Below are 13,382 nucleotides of genomic sequence, written 5' to 3' on the forward strand. Positions count from 1 at the left end.
CAATTCAAAGCTGGCCCGCTGCGGGCGCGGGCACCAACCCATGCAGGGTAAGGTCGAGGAAGGCGTCCAGGAAGGCTTGCGGTTGCAGCTCGCAACGTTCGCAAGGACCGATGGAGTGCTGCCAGGTCGATAGCATCAGGGTGGGTGCGATCAGGACCTGCGTCACTTGGGCGATGTCGATGGCGCGGAACTCGCCGCGGCTCACGCCGCGCTCGAGCATGCTGGAGATCATGCGGGCGGCGCGCATCATGACTTCTTCCTGGTAGAAGCGCGCCAGCTCGGGGAAATTGTCGGCTTCCGCCATGATCAGCTTGCTGATGCCGGAGGCCTTGGTGCTGCCGAGGCGGCGCCACCAGGTCAGGATCACGTCGCGCAGCAGGTCGGCGCTGTGGCCGTCGAAACCGGCGACCGAGACTTCGGCGTCGCCGATGACGGGCACGATACTCTCGCGCACCACGGCCTTGAACAGGTCTTCCTTGTTGGCGTAGTAGAGGTAGAGCGTGCCCTTCGACACGCCGGCGCGGCGCGCCACGTCTTCCAGACGGGTAGCCGCGTAACCTCGTTCGACGAACAGATCGATCGCGGCAGCCAGCAGCTCCTGCGGACGCGCATCCTTGCGGCGCTCCCATCGTGGCTTGCTGTCGATATGGCAATGCATCGTTTCCGCCCAGAAACTAATTAAAGGATCATCAACTATAGAGCGCCGTTCGTGCCAGCGTCAAGCGACCGTTGTGCGGATGAAACTGCTTGTTGTCACAAGTGTTCAGGCATTGCCCGGACCGTAAATACGGCCGCTTGCCCGCGATGCATAAAGACTGCCGTCCGGATTGCGCGGCGGGCCATCCTGCTGCTGGCGCGGCACCAGCGAAGTCGCCAGGCGGTCGGACACGCCGGGCAGCAGGCGTTCCATCATGATGTCGATGTCGGCCATCATGCCGACCCGCACATTACGCATCGGCACCACCGCCGCGTGCAGGATCGCCGCGGCCACCTGGTGCGGATCGACCTGGGGCGAAGGCAGCTTGGGTTCGCGGTCCATGTAGTTGCGCGCGTGCTGGGGCAGCGGCGTGTCGACCGCGGTGGGTTCGATCAGGGTGATCGACACCGGCGCCTCGTCCAGCTGCTCGACTTCGATGCGCAGGGCGTCGGTGAAGCCCTTCACCGCGTGCTTGCTGGCCGAGTACATGCCCTGCATGGGAATGGCGACCTCGGACGCTTCGCTGCCGAGGTTGATGAGGGCGCCGCCCTGGCGCTTGAGGTAGGGCAGCGCCACCAGGGAGCCGTGCACCATGCCCCAGAAATTGATGTCGAACAGGCGCCGGCTGTCGGCCTCGGCCACTTCGTCGATGCGCCCGTAGATGGTGCTGCCGGCGTTGTTGATCCAGGTGTCGATCCGGCCGAAGCGCGCTATCGCGGCCTGGGCGATGCGCTCGACCTGGGCCCGGTCGGCCACGTCGGCCGCGACCCCGACCGCTTCCTGGCCGTTGGCGTTGAAGCCGGCCACGATGGCGTCGAGCACGTCGGCGCCGCGTGCGGCCAGCACCAGCCGGGCGCCCTGCTTCGCCGCTTCCTGGGCGGTGGCCAGGCCGATGCCGCTGGTGGCGCCGGTGATGACGACGACCTGGCGGTCCAGGGGTTTAAGGGGACTCGACATCGATGCCTCCGCTTGCTGCGTGATCCGGGGTGTTCATGGGAACAACGTAACAGGATTCGGGGCGGGGAAGCGCCCGTTTTGCGCCCGCTTGCAGGTATACTGGCGCCCCTGCCCGCCGCACGATCATGAACACCTCCGCCACCTTCTCCTGCCGCTCCCACTGCGGCGCCTGCTGCACCGCGCCCTCGATTACCAGCCCGATTCCCGGCATGCCGGACGGCAAGCCGGCGGGCGTACGTTGCGTGCAGCTTGGGGAAGACGAGCGCTGCCGCATTTTCGGCAAGCCGGAACGGCCGGCGTTTTGCGGGGGCTTGCAGCCTTCGGCGGAGATGTGCGGAGATAGCCGGGAGCAGGCGATCAGGTGGCTGGGGGAGCTGGAGCGGGCGACGGCGCCGTGATCGGCTCTGTAGGGTGGGCGGGTCTCCCGCCCACGCGGTGATCGTTATCGGCTCCGTTTTGGCGCATGGTCCGGTGAAACGCCGGTTGAACGCGTCGGCGGGAGAACCCGCTGACCCTACTCATCTTTTACCAGTAAGCCCAGCCGCTTCTTCTTTTTCTTGACGACCTGTGTCTGCTCCTGCGCCGGCTTGGTGGCGGGCGGCGGCGCGACGGGTAGCGGAAAGCCCAGGAAGGCCATCACGAAGAAGATGGGCAGCAGCGCATAGAACAGCGGCCGCCTCCAGTTGAGCTTTTCTTTCATCATTGCCAACACGTGGAGCTGTGCCGAGGCAATTCAAGAGGCTCGGTTACCTGCCCAGGGTAACTTTTGGATATGTATGCCCGGAAAACTCAGGCCGCGGCCGGCTTGCCGCGCAGCGCCTGGATGTCGCGGAACAGCGCGCCCAGGGTCAATTGCTCGTGCCAGATATCGGACAGCATCACGCCGTAGCGGCTGCGCAGGGCCTGCGCCAGGGTGTCGATCTCGCCCGCTTCGCTTGGGCGGCGGTGCGGATGCGCGGCGCGGAAGATGCCGAGCAGCTGGTCGTCGGGACGGAAGCGCAGGCGGTCGCCGTCCTTGAAGGAAAAAGTGGATACCACCAGAGACAGGAAGTCGCTGATGTCTTTACGCGAAGCGCCGGGAAAGGCGCGCCGCCAGAGCCGGCCCTGGCAAGGGCGGTAGCGAAGGGGGTTGTGAAGCTGGCCACCCTGGAGGGCCGCGATGGCGGCCACGACAAGCAAAAGAACGATGAGAACACTCATGCGCTTGAGTCTAGCACGCTGCCAGGCGCGCCGCGCACGGATGGGATGAGGAATGTTAGCTCGCGTACGATGTAAGCGACATGCGGTAACAGAACGGCAATCCGGTCCGATAAAATCTTGTGTCCGTCATGCCGAACTCAACGGGCGAGGCCCTGCGCATGGTAAGCTTCCACCCCGCGCGGTTTTCTCACATTCCCATCACATCATTTATCGCTTCATGGACATCGTTCTCGCCATCAAGGCGATCATCATGGGCCTGGTCGAGGGCTTCACGGAATTCCTGCCGATCTCCTCCACCGGTCACCTGATCCTGGCGGGCAGCCTGCTGCACTTCACCGGCGAGAAGGTCAAGGTGTTCGAGATCGCGATCCAGGCCGGCGCCATGCTGGCGGTGATCTGGGAATACCGCGAGCGCATCCGCAACGTCCTGGCGGGCCTGGGCTCGGACCCGCGCCAGCAGAAGTTCGCCACCAACGTGCTGATCGCCTTCCTGCCGGCCGCCATCCTCGGTTTCCTGTTCAACAAGGCGATCACCGAGCGCCTGTTCGCGCCGGTGCCGGTGGCGACCGCCTTCATCGTCGGCGGCCTGGTGATCCTGTGGGTCGAGCGCCGTAACCATGGCCACGCCAGGCCGGCGCGCATCGAGTCGGTCGACGACATGGGCTATGCCGACGCCCTCAAGGTGGGGCTGGCGCAATCCTTCGCGCTGATCCCTGGCACCAGCCGCTCGGGGGCGACCATCATCGGCGGCATGCTGTTCGGCCTGTCGCGCAAGGCGGCTACCGAATTCTCCTTCTTCCTGGCGATCCCGACCCTGCTGGGCGCCACCGCCTACTCGGTCATCAAGCAGCGCGAGCTGCTGTCGATGAGCGACCTGCCGATGTTCGGCCTGGGCGGCCTGGCCGCGTTCGTCTCGGCCTTCCTGTGCGTGCGCTGGCTGCTGCGCTACATCAGCACGCACGACTTCACGATCTTCGCCTGGTACCGTATCGTATTCGGTATCCTGGTCCTCGTGACCGCCCACTTCGACCTGGTGAACTGGGCCGAATAACCCGGTGCAATAGATACTTAGCATGAACCCCGACATCGGCGCCGACATCGGCGCACGCGCCCTCCATATTCTCGAGACGGTCTTCGGCTATCCCGCTTTCCGCGGGCAGCAAGGCGAGATCGTCGAGCACGTGGCCAGCGGCGGCGACGCGCTGGTGCTGATGCCCACCGGCGGCGGCAAGTCGCTGTGCTACCAGATCCCGGCCCTGCTGCGCGACGGCGTGGGCGTGGTGGTCTCGCCGCTGATCGCGCTGATGCAGGACCAGGTCGACGCGCTGGCCGAGGTCGGCGTGCGCGCCGCCTTCCTGAATTCCACCCAGACCTTCGAAGAAACCCTGCGCATCGAGCGCCTGGTGCGCAGCGGCGAGATCGACCTGGTCTACGTGGCGCCCGAGCGCCTGATGACGCCGCGCTGCCTGGAGCTGTTCGAAGCCTCGCACATCTCGCTGTTCGCCATCGACGAGGCGCACTGCGTCTCGCAATGGGGCCACGACTTCCGGCCGGAATACATCCGCCTGTCGATCCTGCACGAGCGCTTCCCGAACGTGCCGCGCATCGCGCTCACCGCCACCGCCGACCAGCAGACCCGCGCCGAGATCGCGCACCGCCTGCAACTGGAAGATGCGCGCCAGTTCGTCTCGTCCTTCGACCGCCCGAACATCCGCTACTCGATCGTCGAGAAGACCAACGGCCGCAAGCAGCTGATCGATTTCATCACCGCCGAGCACGCCCAGGATTCCGGCATCGTCTACTGCCTGTCGCGCAAGAAGGTCGAGGAGACCGCCGACTTCCTGAACGAGAACGGCATCCGCGCCCTGGCCTACCACGCCGGCATGGAGCACGCCACGCGCGCGGCCAACCAGGCCCGCTTCCTGCGCGAAGACAACATCGTGATGGTGGCGACCATCGCCTTCGGCATGGGCATCGACAAGCCGGACGTACGCTTCGTGTGCCACCTCGACCTGCCCAAGAGCATCGAGGGCTATTACCAGGAAACCGGCCGCGCCGGCCGCGACGGCGCTCCCGCCAGCGCCTGGATGGCCTACGGCCTGCAGGACGTGGTGCTGCAGCGCCGGATGATCGACGAATCCGAGGCCGACGAGGGCTTCAAGCGCGTGCTGTCGATGAAGCTCGACGCCATGCTGGGTTTGTGCGAAACGCTCTCGTGCCGGCGCATGCGCCTGCTCGACTATTTCGGCGAGCGCTCCGGCCCCTGCGGCAACTGCGACACCTGCCTGATTCCGCCGGTGCAGGTCGACGGCACGGTCCCGATGCAAAAGCTGCTGTCGGCGGTTTACCGCGTCGACCAGCGCTTCGCCGCCGGTCACGTGATCGACGTGCTGCGCGGCGCGCAGACCGAGCGCATCAGCCAGTGGCACCACGACAAGCTGACCGTGTTCGGCGTCGGCGCCGACCGCGGCGAACAGGAATGGCGCGCCATCGTGCGCCAGGCGATCGCGCTCGGCTTCCTGACGGTCGACCACGACGCCTTCAGCTCGCTCAAGCTGACCGACGCCGCGCGTCCGGTGCTCAAGGGCGAGCAGAAGGTGCAGCTGCGCCAGTACCAGAAGCCGGTCAAGCCCAAGCGCCAGAGTTCCTCGCGTTCGAGCTACGAGGAAGTCGAGCTGTCGCGCTCCGAACAGCAGATCTTCGAGCGCCTGCGCTCCTGGCGCATGGGCGCGGCGCGCGAACACGGCGTACCGGCCTATGTCGTGTTCCAGGACGCCACCCTGCGCGAGATCGCCAAGGTCAAGCCGACTTCGCTCGACGCCCTGCGCGGCGTGAGCGGCGTCGGCGAGAAGAAGCTGGTTTCCTACGGCGACGAGATTGTCGCGATCATTGGCGAGATGATGTAGTGTCGCAGCGTGGCTTCATTCAAGCTGCGCACTACTGGCCATCCCGACTTTCCACCAGCACCACCGCGCCAACAACGGATAGCGCCCCGGCACGCTCCCTGCAATACTGCCAGCCTGCGGACTTTCTTATCTCTTTCGGTAAAGCATCGGGTTCAAGTCGAGGCTTCCATCCCCTTCGTTACCTCCAAAGAGATTGATTCGAACTGGGACGCTCTCTGGAAGACGCGTTCCCTCCAAACGGACACCAAACGTGATGTCGTTGTCGGGCCACCTGTTGGAGTCGTAGACTTCGACGATCGTCACTATCGTTCCAGCGCGAAGAGGGACGTCATACGCAACCTCCCAACCAGCAATACCAGGGCGTGGCAGCAATATCATGTATTCAACAGCTTGGTCAGGGTGCTTTCGGATCCCGTACGCGTCAACAGTACCGATGATTTCGTACTTTGAACCGACAAGGTGTTTGTATGCTCGCTGCTTACTGACGTCTTCAAGCGTTTCCCAATCTGAACAACCCGAAAGAGAAATTGTCGCAGCCGCTGCAATAATCAATCTGTCAAAGCTGGGCATGGCGCGCATCCTATGGGTGGACGAAGGGAGTTCCGATCCAGCAGTCGCGTCAAGCCCCGTTTACAATCACACGGCCCTTGCCGCCTTATTGCATTATAGCTTTCAGATAGGCCGGCATTTCTGGAATATCTGCCTGCGTATTCCATGCGGCGATCCTGTTGTCCGGTATATCTCCGTGCCGTCCGCCAAAGCTGATATCGACAGGAAGAAGAGGCGAAGATGCGACACGCATCGCATTTCCGCCCCTTGAGTAAAAGCCGCCGGACGGCCTTATATTCTTTGCTTACTGATTATAGTAACGGAGCACGAAGTCGTAGCCCGCGTACACGCCGGCCGCGACCGCGATAAACACGATCGGTGCGAGACCGCCGGATACGGCGTCGATTTCCTGTGCGGTCATTTCGCACATCGACTGGTTTGCGAAATTCGCTTGCGTTGCCTTATTCATGAAATGTCCCCGATTATTAGAAATTAATATTGCATAAATGGACCAGTTATTGCGATTGGTCACGAACGATTATGCGGAGCTAAAATTGGAAAGTAAACGCGGGCATTCATTTTATTTTCCCAGCATAAACCGCAAAATCGCTGTTGCTAATATCAAGGGCGCATGATCATCCCATGACGATAATTGAAGCTCCGGGGCGGGGCTCGCTCAATCCCGGAACAGATGGGTGAAGGTCCGGCTCACCGGCAACTTTTCGTCGCTCCCGCGCAGCAGCACCTGCATCCGTTCCGCGTCGATCCGCTCGGCCGCCGCGATGGCGTTCACGTTCACCAGGGTCCCGCGGTGGATCTGCCAGAAGCGCTCGCGGTCCAGCCCGCTCAATAAATCCTTCAGCGGAATGCGCACCAGCGCTTCCGAACCGGCCAGCACCACCCGCGTGTACTTGGTATCGGCCTGGAAGAACAGCACCTCGTCCACGTCGATCAGGCGGATCTGCTTGCCGACGCTGGCCTTGATCCACTTGAGCTTTTCCGTTTTCTGCTCGGGCGCGTCCGCCTTCAGCTGGCGCAGCACGTCGCCCAGATCGGCCGGACGGCTGCCCAGCTTCTCGCGCAGGCGCGCCACCGCGCGGTCCAGGCGTCCCGGCTGCACCGGCTTGAGCAGGTAGTCGATGGCGCCGGCGTCGAAGGCGTCCACCGCATACTGGTCGTAGGCGGTGACGAAGACCACGTGGGCCAGCTTGCCGATGCGGTCCGCCACCTCCAGCCCCGACATGCCGGGCATGCGGATGTCGAGGAAGACCACCTGCGGTTCGTGTTCCAGGAAGGCGTCCCAGGCGTCGTTGCCGTTCTCGGCGACCGCCACCACCTCGGCCTCCGGCCAGGCCTGCGGCAGCATGCCGAGCAGGCGCTCGCGCATCAGGGGTTCGTCTTCGGCGACCAGGATCCTGATGCTCATGCTGCCTCCGGTTTGGGGATGGTGATGTCGGCTTCGAAACCGGGATCGGCGTCGTACAGCGCCAGGCCGGCGGCGTCGCCGAAGGCCAGGCGCAGGCGGTGGCGGATGTTGTCCAGCCCCAGCCCGTGGCCAGGCGTGACGCTCATGCCGACGCCGCTGTCGCGCACCCGGATACGGATGGCGGAGCCCGCGTCCTCGGCCGTCACCCGGATCGTGCCGCCGCGCAGCGCCGGCTCGATGCCGTGCTTGATCGCGTTCTCGGCCAGGGTCAGCACGATCATGCTGGGTAGTTGCACATGCGCCAGCGCGTCGGGCAAGGACAGCTCGTAGCGCAGGCGGCCGCCCAGGCGCGCCTCCATCACGCGCAGGTAGGATTCGACCAGGCGGAACTCGGCCTGCAGGCTGACCTGCTCGGTGCGCATGTCGCTCAGGCTGGCGCGCAGGAAGTCGATCAGGTCGGCGGTCAGCGCCGCGGCCCGCGGTGCGCCCTGCTCGGCCAGCTGCTGGACCGCACCCAGTGTGTTGAACAGGAAGTGCGGCTCGATCTGGGCGCGCAGCAGGCGCAGCTGGGACTCGCTGAGTTCGCGCGCCAGGCGTTCGCGCTCGGCTTGCTCCTGCAGCTGGGCGGTCAAGGTTTCGTAGCGCCGGTTGCGGATGACGGCGATGGCGAGCGAAGGCAGGGCGAACAGCACGGCCGGGATGACCAGAATCAGCGCCACGTCATGCGGCAGGTGCTCGAGCGCCGCCTCGACGGACTTCCCGCGCACGAACGTGCTGATCGCCATACCGGCCAGGCCGCCCGCAAAGCCGAGGCCGACCACGGCGAGGAACATCTTCATCTTGGCCTGGGCCACCCTGCGGTAGTTGAACCACACGCCGACCAGCATGAAGGCCATGAACAGGCCGAGGAGATTGGCGGCGACCAGCGCCGCGAGCCAGTCGAGCTGGGGCTTCAGGACGAGCTTGAGGAAGACGCCGCCCAGACTGAAGGCCAGCATCATCTTGACGATCAGCAGGACGCCCTTGCGCCCCCGGTATTGCGTGGAGAAGTCATACAGCTCCCGGCGCTCGAGGGGAGAGAGCGTGGCAAGGCGCTCCGCCATGTCGCGCCGGTATCCGCCAGGCGCATCCGCAGCCAGCTCCGGCTGCTTGAGCACGGCCAGGACCTCGTCTTCCCACTTCCGGTACCACCGTATGGCGCGCAGCAACATGATTACCTCCCTAAGTTCATTAATGTATAGCAATGAACCCAGTCTAGGAAAGCAGGGAGGAACGATACAGCGGAGGATGACGAACGACGAAGGCGGACGTCCGAACGACGATCCGCCTTGATGGAAAGGAGCTTACTTGCGCGTGAAGACCAGGTCCCAGACGCCGTGGCCCAGCTTCAGGCCGCGGTTCTCGAACTTGGTCAGCGGGCGGTAGGCCGGCTGCGGCGCATAGCCTTCGGCGGTGTTCTGCAACTGCGGCTCGGCGCCCAGCACTTCCAGCATCTGCACCGCATAGTCTTCCCAGTCGGTGGCCAGGTGAATATAGCCGCCCGGCGCCAGCTTCTGGCACAGCAGCTTGACGAAGGCCGGCTGGATCAGGCGGCGCTTGTTGTGGCGCGCCTTGTGCCACGGGTCCGGGAAGAACACGTGCACGCCGTGCAGCGCACCGTCCGCGATCATGAAGTTGAGCACTTCGACCACGTCGTGCTGGATCAGGCGCAGGTTGGCGATGTCCTGCTCGCCGATCTGCTTGAGCAGGCTGCCCACGCCCGGGGTGTGCACTTCGACGCCGAGGAAGTCCGTTTCCGGCATCAGGCGCGCGATGTGTGCCGTGGTGTCGCCCATGCCGAAGCCGATTTCCAGCACCACCGGGGCCTGGCGGCCGAAGGCCTGGGCCAGGTCCAGCGGCGCCTTCTTGTACTCGATCAGGAACTTCGGACCGAGTTCCTCCAGCGCCCGCGCCTGCCCGGTCGAGAGCCGGCCGGCACGCGTCACGAAGCTGCGGATGCGGTGTTCGGTGGGATCGTAAAGCATGGGCCGCGCCGGGCCGTCGGTTGGCGTATCAGAAGACATGGGGAAAGAGAATGAGGAAAAAACGGCTGTCATTATAGCCCAGGTACCCGGCGCGCCAGCCATTCGGGCGTGCGTTCCGGCGGGCGCGATTCGGCCATAATCGCGGGTATCGATGCCAATGCCGCTTGCCGGAGCCCGCCCATGCACATGACGAAACACCCGATCGCCACCGACGACAACGTCACCACCGCCCACCTGACTTCCTACCACTACGGCAAACGCGGCGCAGGCAAGAAGGTCTACATCCAGGCCTCGCTGCACGCCGACGAGGTGCCGGCCATGCTGGTGGCCCACTTCCTGCGCCAGGAGCTGGAACGGCTCGACGCCGCGGGCCGGGTCAAGGGAGAAGTGATCCTGGTGCCGGTGGCCAATCCGCTCGGCCTGTCGCAGCTCGTGCACGGCACGCCCTTCGGCCGCTACGACCTGGGCACCGGGGTCAACTTCAACCGCGCCTACCACCACGTGACGGACGAGCTCAAGCAGGCGCTGGCCGGCCGCCTCGGCCGGGACGCCCAGGCCAACGTCGCGCTGATCCGCCAGCACGCGCTGCGCTCGGTGGCCGAGTGGAAGGTCAAGGACGCCACCGGGACCCTCAAGAAAATCCTGCTGGGCATGGCCATCGACGCCGACATCATGCTCGACCTGCATTGCGACAATGAGGCGGTGCTGCACATGTATGCCGGCACGCCGCTGACCGGGGCGGTGCAGCCGCTGGCGGCGCTGATGGGCGCGCGCGTGGTGCTGGTGGCCACCCAGTCCGGCGGCGAGCCCTTCGACGAAGCCTGCGGCAGGCCGTGGTGGGACCTGGCCGAGCACTTCAAGGAGGCCGCCATTCCGCCGGCCTGCGTCGCCGTCACCGTCGAACTGCGCGGCGAGATGGACGTGCGCTACGACTATGCGCGCAAGGATGCCGACGCCCTGCTCCAGTACCTGGCCCATGCCGGCGTGCTCGACATCCCCACCCGGGCGCTGCCGCCTGCGCTGTGCACGCCCACGCCCCTGGACGCCGTCGAGCCGCTGGAGGCGCCGCACGCGGGCGTGCTGGTCTTCCACAAGCAGCTGGGCGACACCGTCGAGGCGGGCGAACCGGTGGCGGACATCGTCAATCCCGTCAGCGGCCAGGTGAGCACGGTATCGGCCACACGGCCGGGCCTGCTGTTCGCCAGCACCGCGCACCGCCACCTGCTGCGCGGGATGCACATCTGCAAGGTGGCCGGGACGGAATCGTTCAGGTCCGGGAATCTACTGTCGAGCTGAGCACGCTGCGCCTGACCAGCCAGGCGCCGGTGGCGAGGGCCGCGGCAGTCACCGGCAGCCAGGCCAGCGGCACGCGCAGCTCCATCTGGATGGCGCCGCTGATGGCGCACCACGCCACCGGCACCACCCACATGGGCCAGCGCGCGCGCATCAGCAGCAGGATGCCCAGCGTCGCCACCGCCGTCGGGTCGGGCGCCACGCCGAACACTTCGCCCTGGGTCTGGTAGCGCCCTTCATGGATGGGCAGCAGCGGGTAGGCGCCGACCGCCAGGCAGACCAGGCCCAGTCCCAGCCAGGAAATGGGACTGGCGTTGAAGCGCAGCAGGCGCGGCATGGGCTTGGCGGCCATCCACAGCAGCATCAGGCCCTGCAGGACGAAGCCGGCCGCGAACCAGGGCGCGGCGGTGTTGATGGCGGCGTAGCGCTCGAGGTGGAAGGCCCAGGCGACCCACAGCCAGGCCAGTCCCAGCAGCAGCGCGGCGATCCGCGAGGGCCGCGCGCCGCCGCCCACCGCACCGGCCAGCATGGCCAGCCCGGCCAGCAGCGCCACGATCTGGGCCGGCCAGATGTCCTGGTTGTACAGCTCGAACAGGCGATGGTAGCTTCGCGCCGAGAACATCAGCAGGTCCGACAGCGTATAGGTCCACCATTCGCTCATGCCAGCCTTTCGACATCTTGCGCAATGCGCTTGCGCAGGGCTTCGTCGGGCAGGCGGCCGGCGCCGGCCAGCAGGTTCTCGCGCACGTGGGCCACGCTGGTGGTGGCCGGAATCGCGCAGCTGACGGCCGGGTGGGCGACGATGAACTTGAGCAGCGCCTGGGCCCAGCTGGTGCAGCCGATGTCGGCCGCCCAGCCGGGCAAGGGCTTGCCGGCCAGCGCCTGGGTCAGGTCGCCCTGGCGGAAGGGCCGGTTGACGATCACGCCGATGCGGCGCTCGCGTGCCAGCGGCAGGATGCGCCGCTCGACATCCCTGTCCAGCGCGTTGTACGACACCTGCACGAAGTCGATCGGCTGGCTGGCCATGATCCTCTCGACCTCGGCGTGGCGCCGCCCTTCCGAAGTCGTGATGCCGACGTAGCGCAGGCGTCCTGCGCGCTTCATCGCCAGCAGGAGCGGCAGGTGCGCTTCCCAGGCCAGCAGGTTGTGCACCTGGAGCAGGTCGAAGCGGGCCACGCCCCAGCGCCGGCGCGAGGTCTCGATCTGGTCCGGGCCGTCGGCGGCGGTCCACACCTTGTCCGCGGCGAACAGGCGCGCCGGCCTGATGGCGCGCAGCGCCTCGCCGATCACCTCCTGCGCCGAACCGTACATGGGCGAGGAATCGATCATGCGGCCGCCGCCGTCGAAAAAGGCGCGCATCACGGCGGCGCTCGCGGCCCGTCCCTGCGGATCGCGGCCGACATTGAAGGTGATCCAGCTGCCCAGGCCGACGAGCGGCAGCGCTTCGCCGGAAGACGGCAGGGGCCGGACCAGGAGCGGCAAGGGAGCGCTGCCTGACGCCGGCAGCGCGGGCAGCGCCAGGCCGGCGGGCAGGGCCAGCAGGGTTTCCAGCAGACGGCGGCGGGACGGCAGACGTGGGCCCATGCGGGCGCTCCTTTCCAGATGCGGCGCGTAGGATGCAGCATACCTCGGCCGCGCACGCCGCGGCGCTGTCCAGCGTCCTCGTGTCCTATGGAGATCGCCATGTCCTCCGCCTCCCGTCCCCTGCCGCGCCTGGCGGGCGCCACCGCGCTCTGGATCGTGGCGCTGCTGGCCTGGGCTGCGGTCCAGGGCGCGCCATTGCCCCGCATCGCATGGCAGGAGGCCGTCACGGTCGCAACCGGCGGTGGCACGAAGGGACCGTGGCGGCAGAACGCATCGCATTACGACTACGTCGACGATGGCGCCGTCGCCTGGCTCGATGGCGCCGGGCTCGGCGTCGCCTGGGCTGACCAGCGCCGCAAGGACGTGCTGTTCCGGACCATCCCCGGCGCCGAAGCAATCAACGTGTCGCGCTCCGGCGCCACCTTTTCCTGGCATCCGCGCGTTGCGGCCCGCAGGGAGCATGTCTATCTGCTCTGGCAGGAGATCATCTTCTCGGGCGGCTCGCACGGCGGCGACATCCTGTTCGCGCGCTCCACCGACAAGGGGCGCAGCTTCGGCCCGCCCCTCAACCTGTCCCGCTCGCGCGGCGGCGACGGCAAGGGCCGCCTGGACCGCGCCACCTGGTCCAACGGCAGCCTGGACCTGGCGGTGGCGGGCGACGGCGCGGTCGCCGCCGCATGGACCGAATTCGACGGCGCGCTGTGGCTCGCGCGCTCGGCGGATGCCGGCGCCGGCTTTGCGCGGCC

16 protein-coding genes are annotated in these 13,382 nt (G+C 66.3%); 5 read left to right on the forward strand and 11 right to left on the reverse strand.

Going from position 1 to position 13,382, the window contains the following annotated elements; all coding sequences use genetic code 11:
- Positions 1 to 4 precede the first annotated feature (4 nt).
- Together KBW98_RS17700 and KBW98_RS17705 are read right to left on the reverse strand one after the other, a co-directional pair.
- Positions 5 to 658 (reverse strand): TetR/AcrR family transcriptional regulator, encoded by a 654-nt coding sequence (locus KBW98_RS17700; protein WP_211521483.1) that lies wholly within the window; start codon positions 656 to 658, stop codon positions 5 to 7.
- 105 nt (positions 659 to 763) lie between these two features.
- The gene (locus KBW98_RS17705) at positions 764 to 1,654 is read right to left on the reverse strand and encodes an SDR family oxidoreductase (protein ID WP_211521484.1); all 891 of its coding nucleotides are present in this window, start codon (positions 1,652 to 1,654) and stop codon (positions 764 to 766) included.
- Positions 1,655 to 1,779: 125 nt separating this feature from the next.
- Here KBW98_RS17705 and KBW98_RS17710 point away from each other — a divergent pair, with 125 nt between their 5' ends.
- Positions 1,780 to 2,052 carry a YkgJ family cysteine cluster protein gene (locus KBW98_RS17710; RefSeq protein ID WP_211521485.1) on the forward strand — a complete coding sequence of 91 codons (273 nt, stop codon included), beginning with the start codon at positions 1,780 to 1,782 and terminating at the stop codon, positions 2,050 to 2,052.
- 116 nt (positions 2,053 to 2,168) lie between these two features.
- On the opposite strand, the gene KBW98_RS17715 is transcribed toward KBW98_RS17710, so the two are convergent.
- Together KBW98_RS17715 and KBW98_RS17720 are read right to left on the reverse strand one after the other, a co-directional pair.
- Positions 2,169 to 2,357, reverse strand: a complete 189-nt coding sequence (locus tag KBW98_RS17715) for a hypothetical protein (protein WP_211521486.1) — start codon at positions 2,355 to 2,357, stop codon at positions 2,169 to 2,171.
- Between the two features lie 86 nt (positions 2,358 to 2,443).
- Positions 2,444 to 2,854, reverse strand: a complete 411-nt coding sequence (locus KBW98_RS17720) for a hypothetical protein (RefSeq protein WP_229429263.1) — start codon at positions 2,852 to 2,854, stop codon at positions 2,444 to 2,446.
- Between the two features lie 217 nt (positions 2,855 to 3,071).
- Between KBW98_RS17720 and KBW98_RS17725 the strand changes: the two genes are divergently transcribed.
- Entirely contained in the window at positions 3,072 to 3,905 is an 834-nt protein-coding gene (locus tag KBW98_RS17725; protein WP_211521487.1) for an undecaprenyl-diphosphate phosphatase, read from the forward strand.
- A gap of 22 nt (positions 3,906 to 3,927) precedes the next feature.
- On the forward strand, positions 3,928 to 5,760 hold the full coding sequence (recQ, locus tag KBW98_RS17730) for a DNA helicase RecQ (protein ID WP_211521488.1): 1,833 nt from the start codon (positions 3,928 to 3,930) through the stop codon (positions 5,758 to 5,760).
- A 126-nt stretch (positions 5,761 to 5,886) separates the two neighbouring features.
- Here recQ and KBW98_RS17735 read toward each other — a convergent pair whose 3' ends face one another.
- From KBW98_RS17735 to trmB, 5 genes are all read right to left on the reverse strand, one after another.
- Positions 5,887 to 6,330 carry a hypothetical protein gene (locus tag KBW98_RS17735; RefSeq protein WP_211521489.1) on the reverse strand — a complete coding sequence of 148 codons (444 nt, stop codon included), beginning with the start codon at positions 6,328 to 6,330 and terminating at the stop codon, positions 5,887 to 5,889.
- 283 nt (positions 6,331 to 6,613) lie between these two features.
- A complete protein-coding gene (locus KBW98_RS17740) occupies positions 6,614 to 6,778 on the reverse strand; it encodes a class IIb bacteriocin, lactobin A/cerein 7B family (protein WP_211521490.1) in 165 nt (54 codons plus the stop codon).
- Positions 6,779 to 6,985: 207 nt separating this feature from the next.
- Positions 6,986 to 7,735: a LytTR family DNA-binding domain-containing protein gene (locus KBW98_RS17745; protein WP_211521491.1), complete on the reverse strand. Its 750-nt coding sequence runs from the start codon at positions 7,733 to 7,735 to the stop codon at positions 6,986 to 6,988.
- Positions 7,732 to 8,946, reverse strand: a complete 1,215-nt coding sequence (locus KBW98_RS17750) for a sensor histidine kinase (protein WP_211521492.1) — start codon at positions 8,944 to 8,946, stop codon at positions 7,732 to 7,734. Before KBW98_RS17750 ends, KBW98_RS17745 begins: the two co-directional genes overlap by 4 nt.
- A gap of 132 nt (positions 8,947 to 9,078) precedes the next feature.
- A complete protein-coding gene (gene trmB, locus KBW98_RS17755; RefSeq protein ID WP_211521493.1) occupies positions 9,079 to 9,759 on the reverse strand; it encodes a tRNA (guanosine(46)-N7)-methyltransferase TrmB in 681 nt (226 codons plus the stop codon).
- Positions 9,760 to 9,939: 180 nt separating this feature from the next.
- Here trmB and KBW98_RS17760 point away from each other — a divergent pair, with 180 nt between their 5' ends.
- Positions 9,940 to 11,055, forward strand: coding sequence for a succinylglutamate desuccinylase/aspartoacylase family protein (locus KBW98_RS17760; RefSeq protein WP_211521494.1), 1,116 nt, complete (start codon positions 9,940 to 9,942; stop codon positions 11,053 to 11,055).
- Here KBW98_RS17760 and KBW98_RS17765 read toward each other — a convergent pair.
- Both KBW98_RS17765 and KBW98_RS17770 read right to left on the reverse strand, forming a co-directional pair.
- Positions 11,027 to 11,713, reverse strand: coding sequence for a DUF6064 family protein (locus tag KBW98_RS17765; protein ID WP_211521495.1), 687 nt, complete (start codon positions 11,711 to 11,713; stop codon positions 11,027 to 11,029). The genes KBW98_RS17760 and KBW98_RS17765 overlap by 29 nt on opposite strands.
- Positions 11,710 to 12,636 (reverse strand): aldo/keto reductase, encoded by a 927-nt coding sequence (locus tag KBW98_RS17770; RefSeq protein ID WP_211521496.1) that lies wholly within the window; start codon positions 12,634 to 12,636, stop codon positions 11,710 to 11,712. The genes KBW98_RS17765 and KBW98_RS17770 overlap by 4 nt, the downstream gene beginning before the upstream one ends.
- A gap of 99 nt (positions 12,637 to 12,735) precedes the next feature.
- On the opposite strand from KBW98_RS17770, the gene KBW98_RS17775 reads away from it, so the two are divergent.
- A partial coding sequence (locus KBW98_RS17775) for a hypothetical protein (RefSeq protein ID WP_211521497.1) occupies positions 12,736 to 13,382 on the forward strand: 647 nt, incomplete at its 3' end.

It is taken from the genome of Massilia sp. ST3 (assembly GCF_018119405.1).
Lineage (GTDB): Bacteria > Pseudomonadota > Gammaproteobacteria > Burkholderiales > Burkholderiaceae_D > Telluria.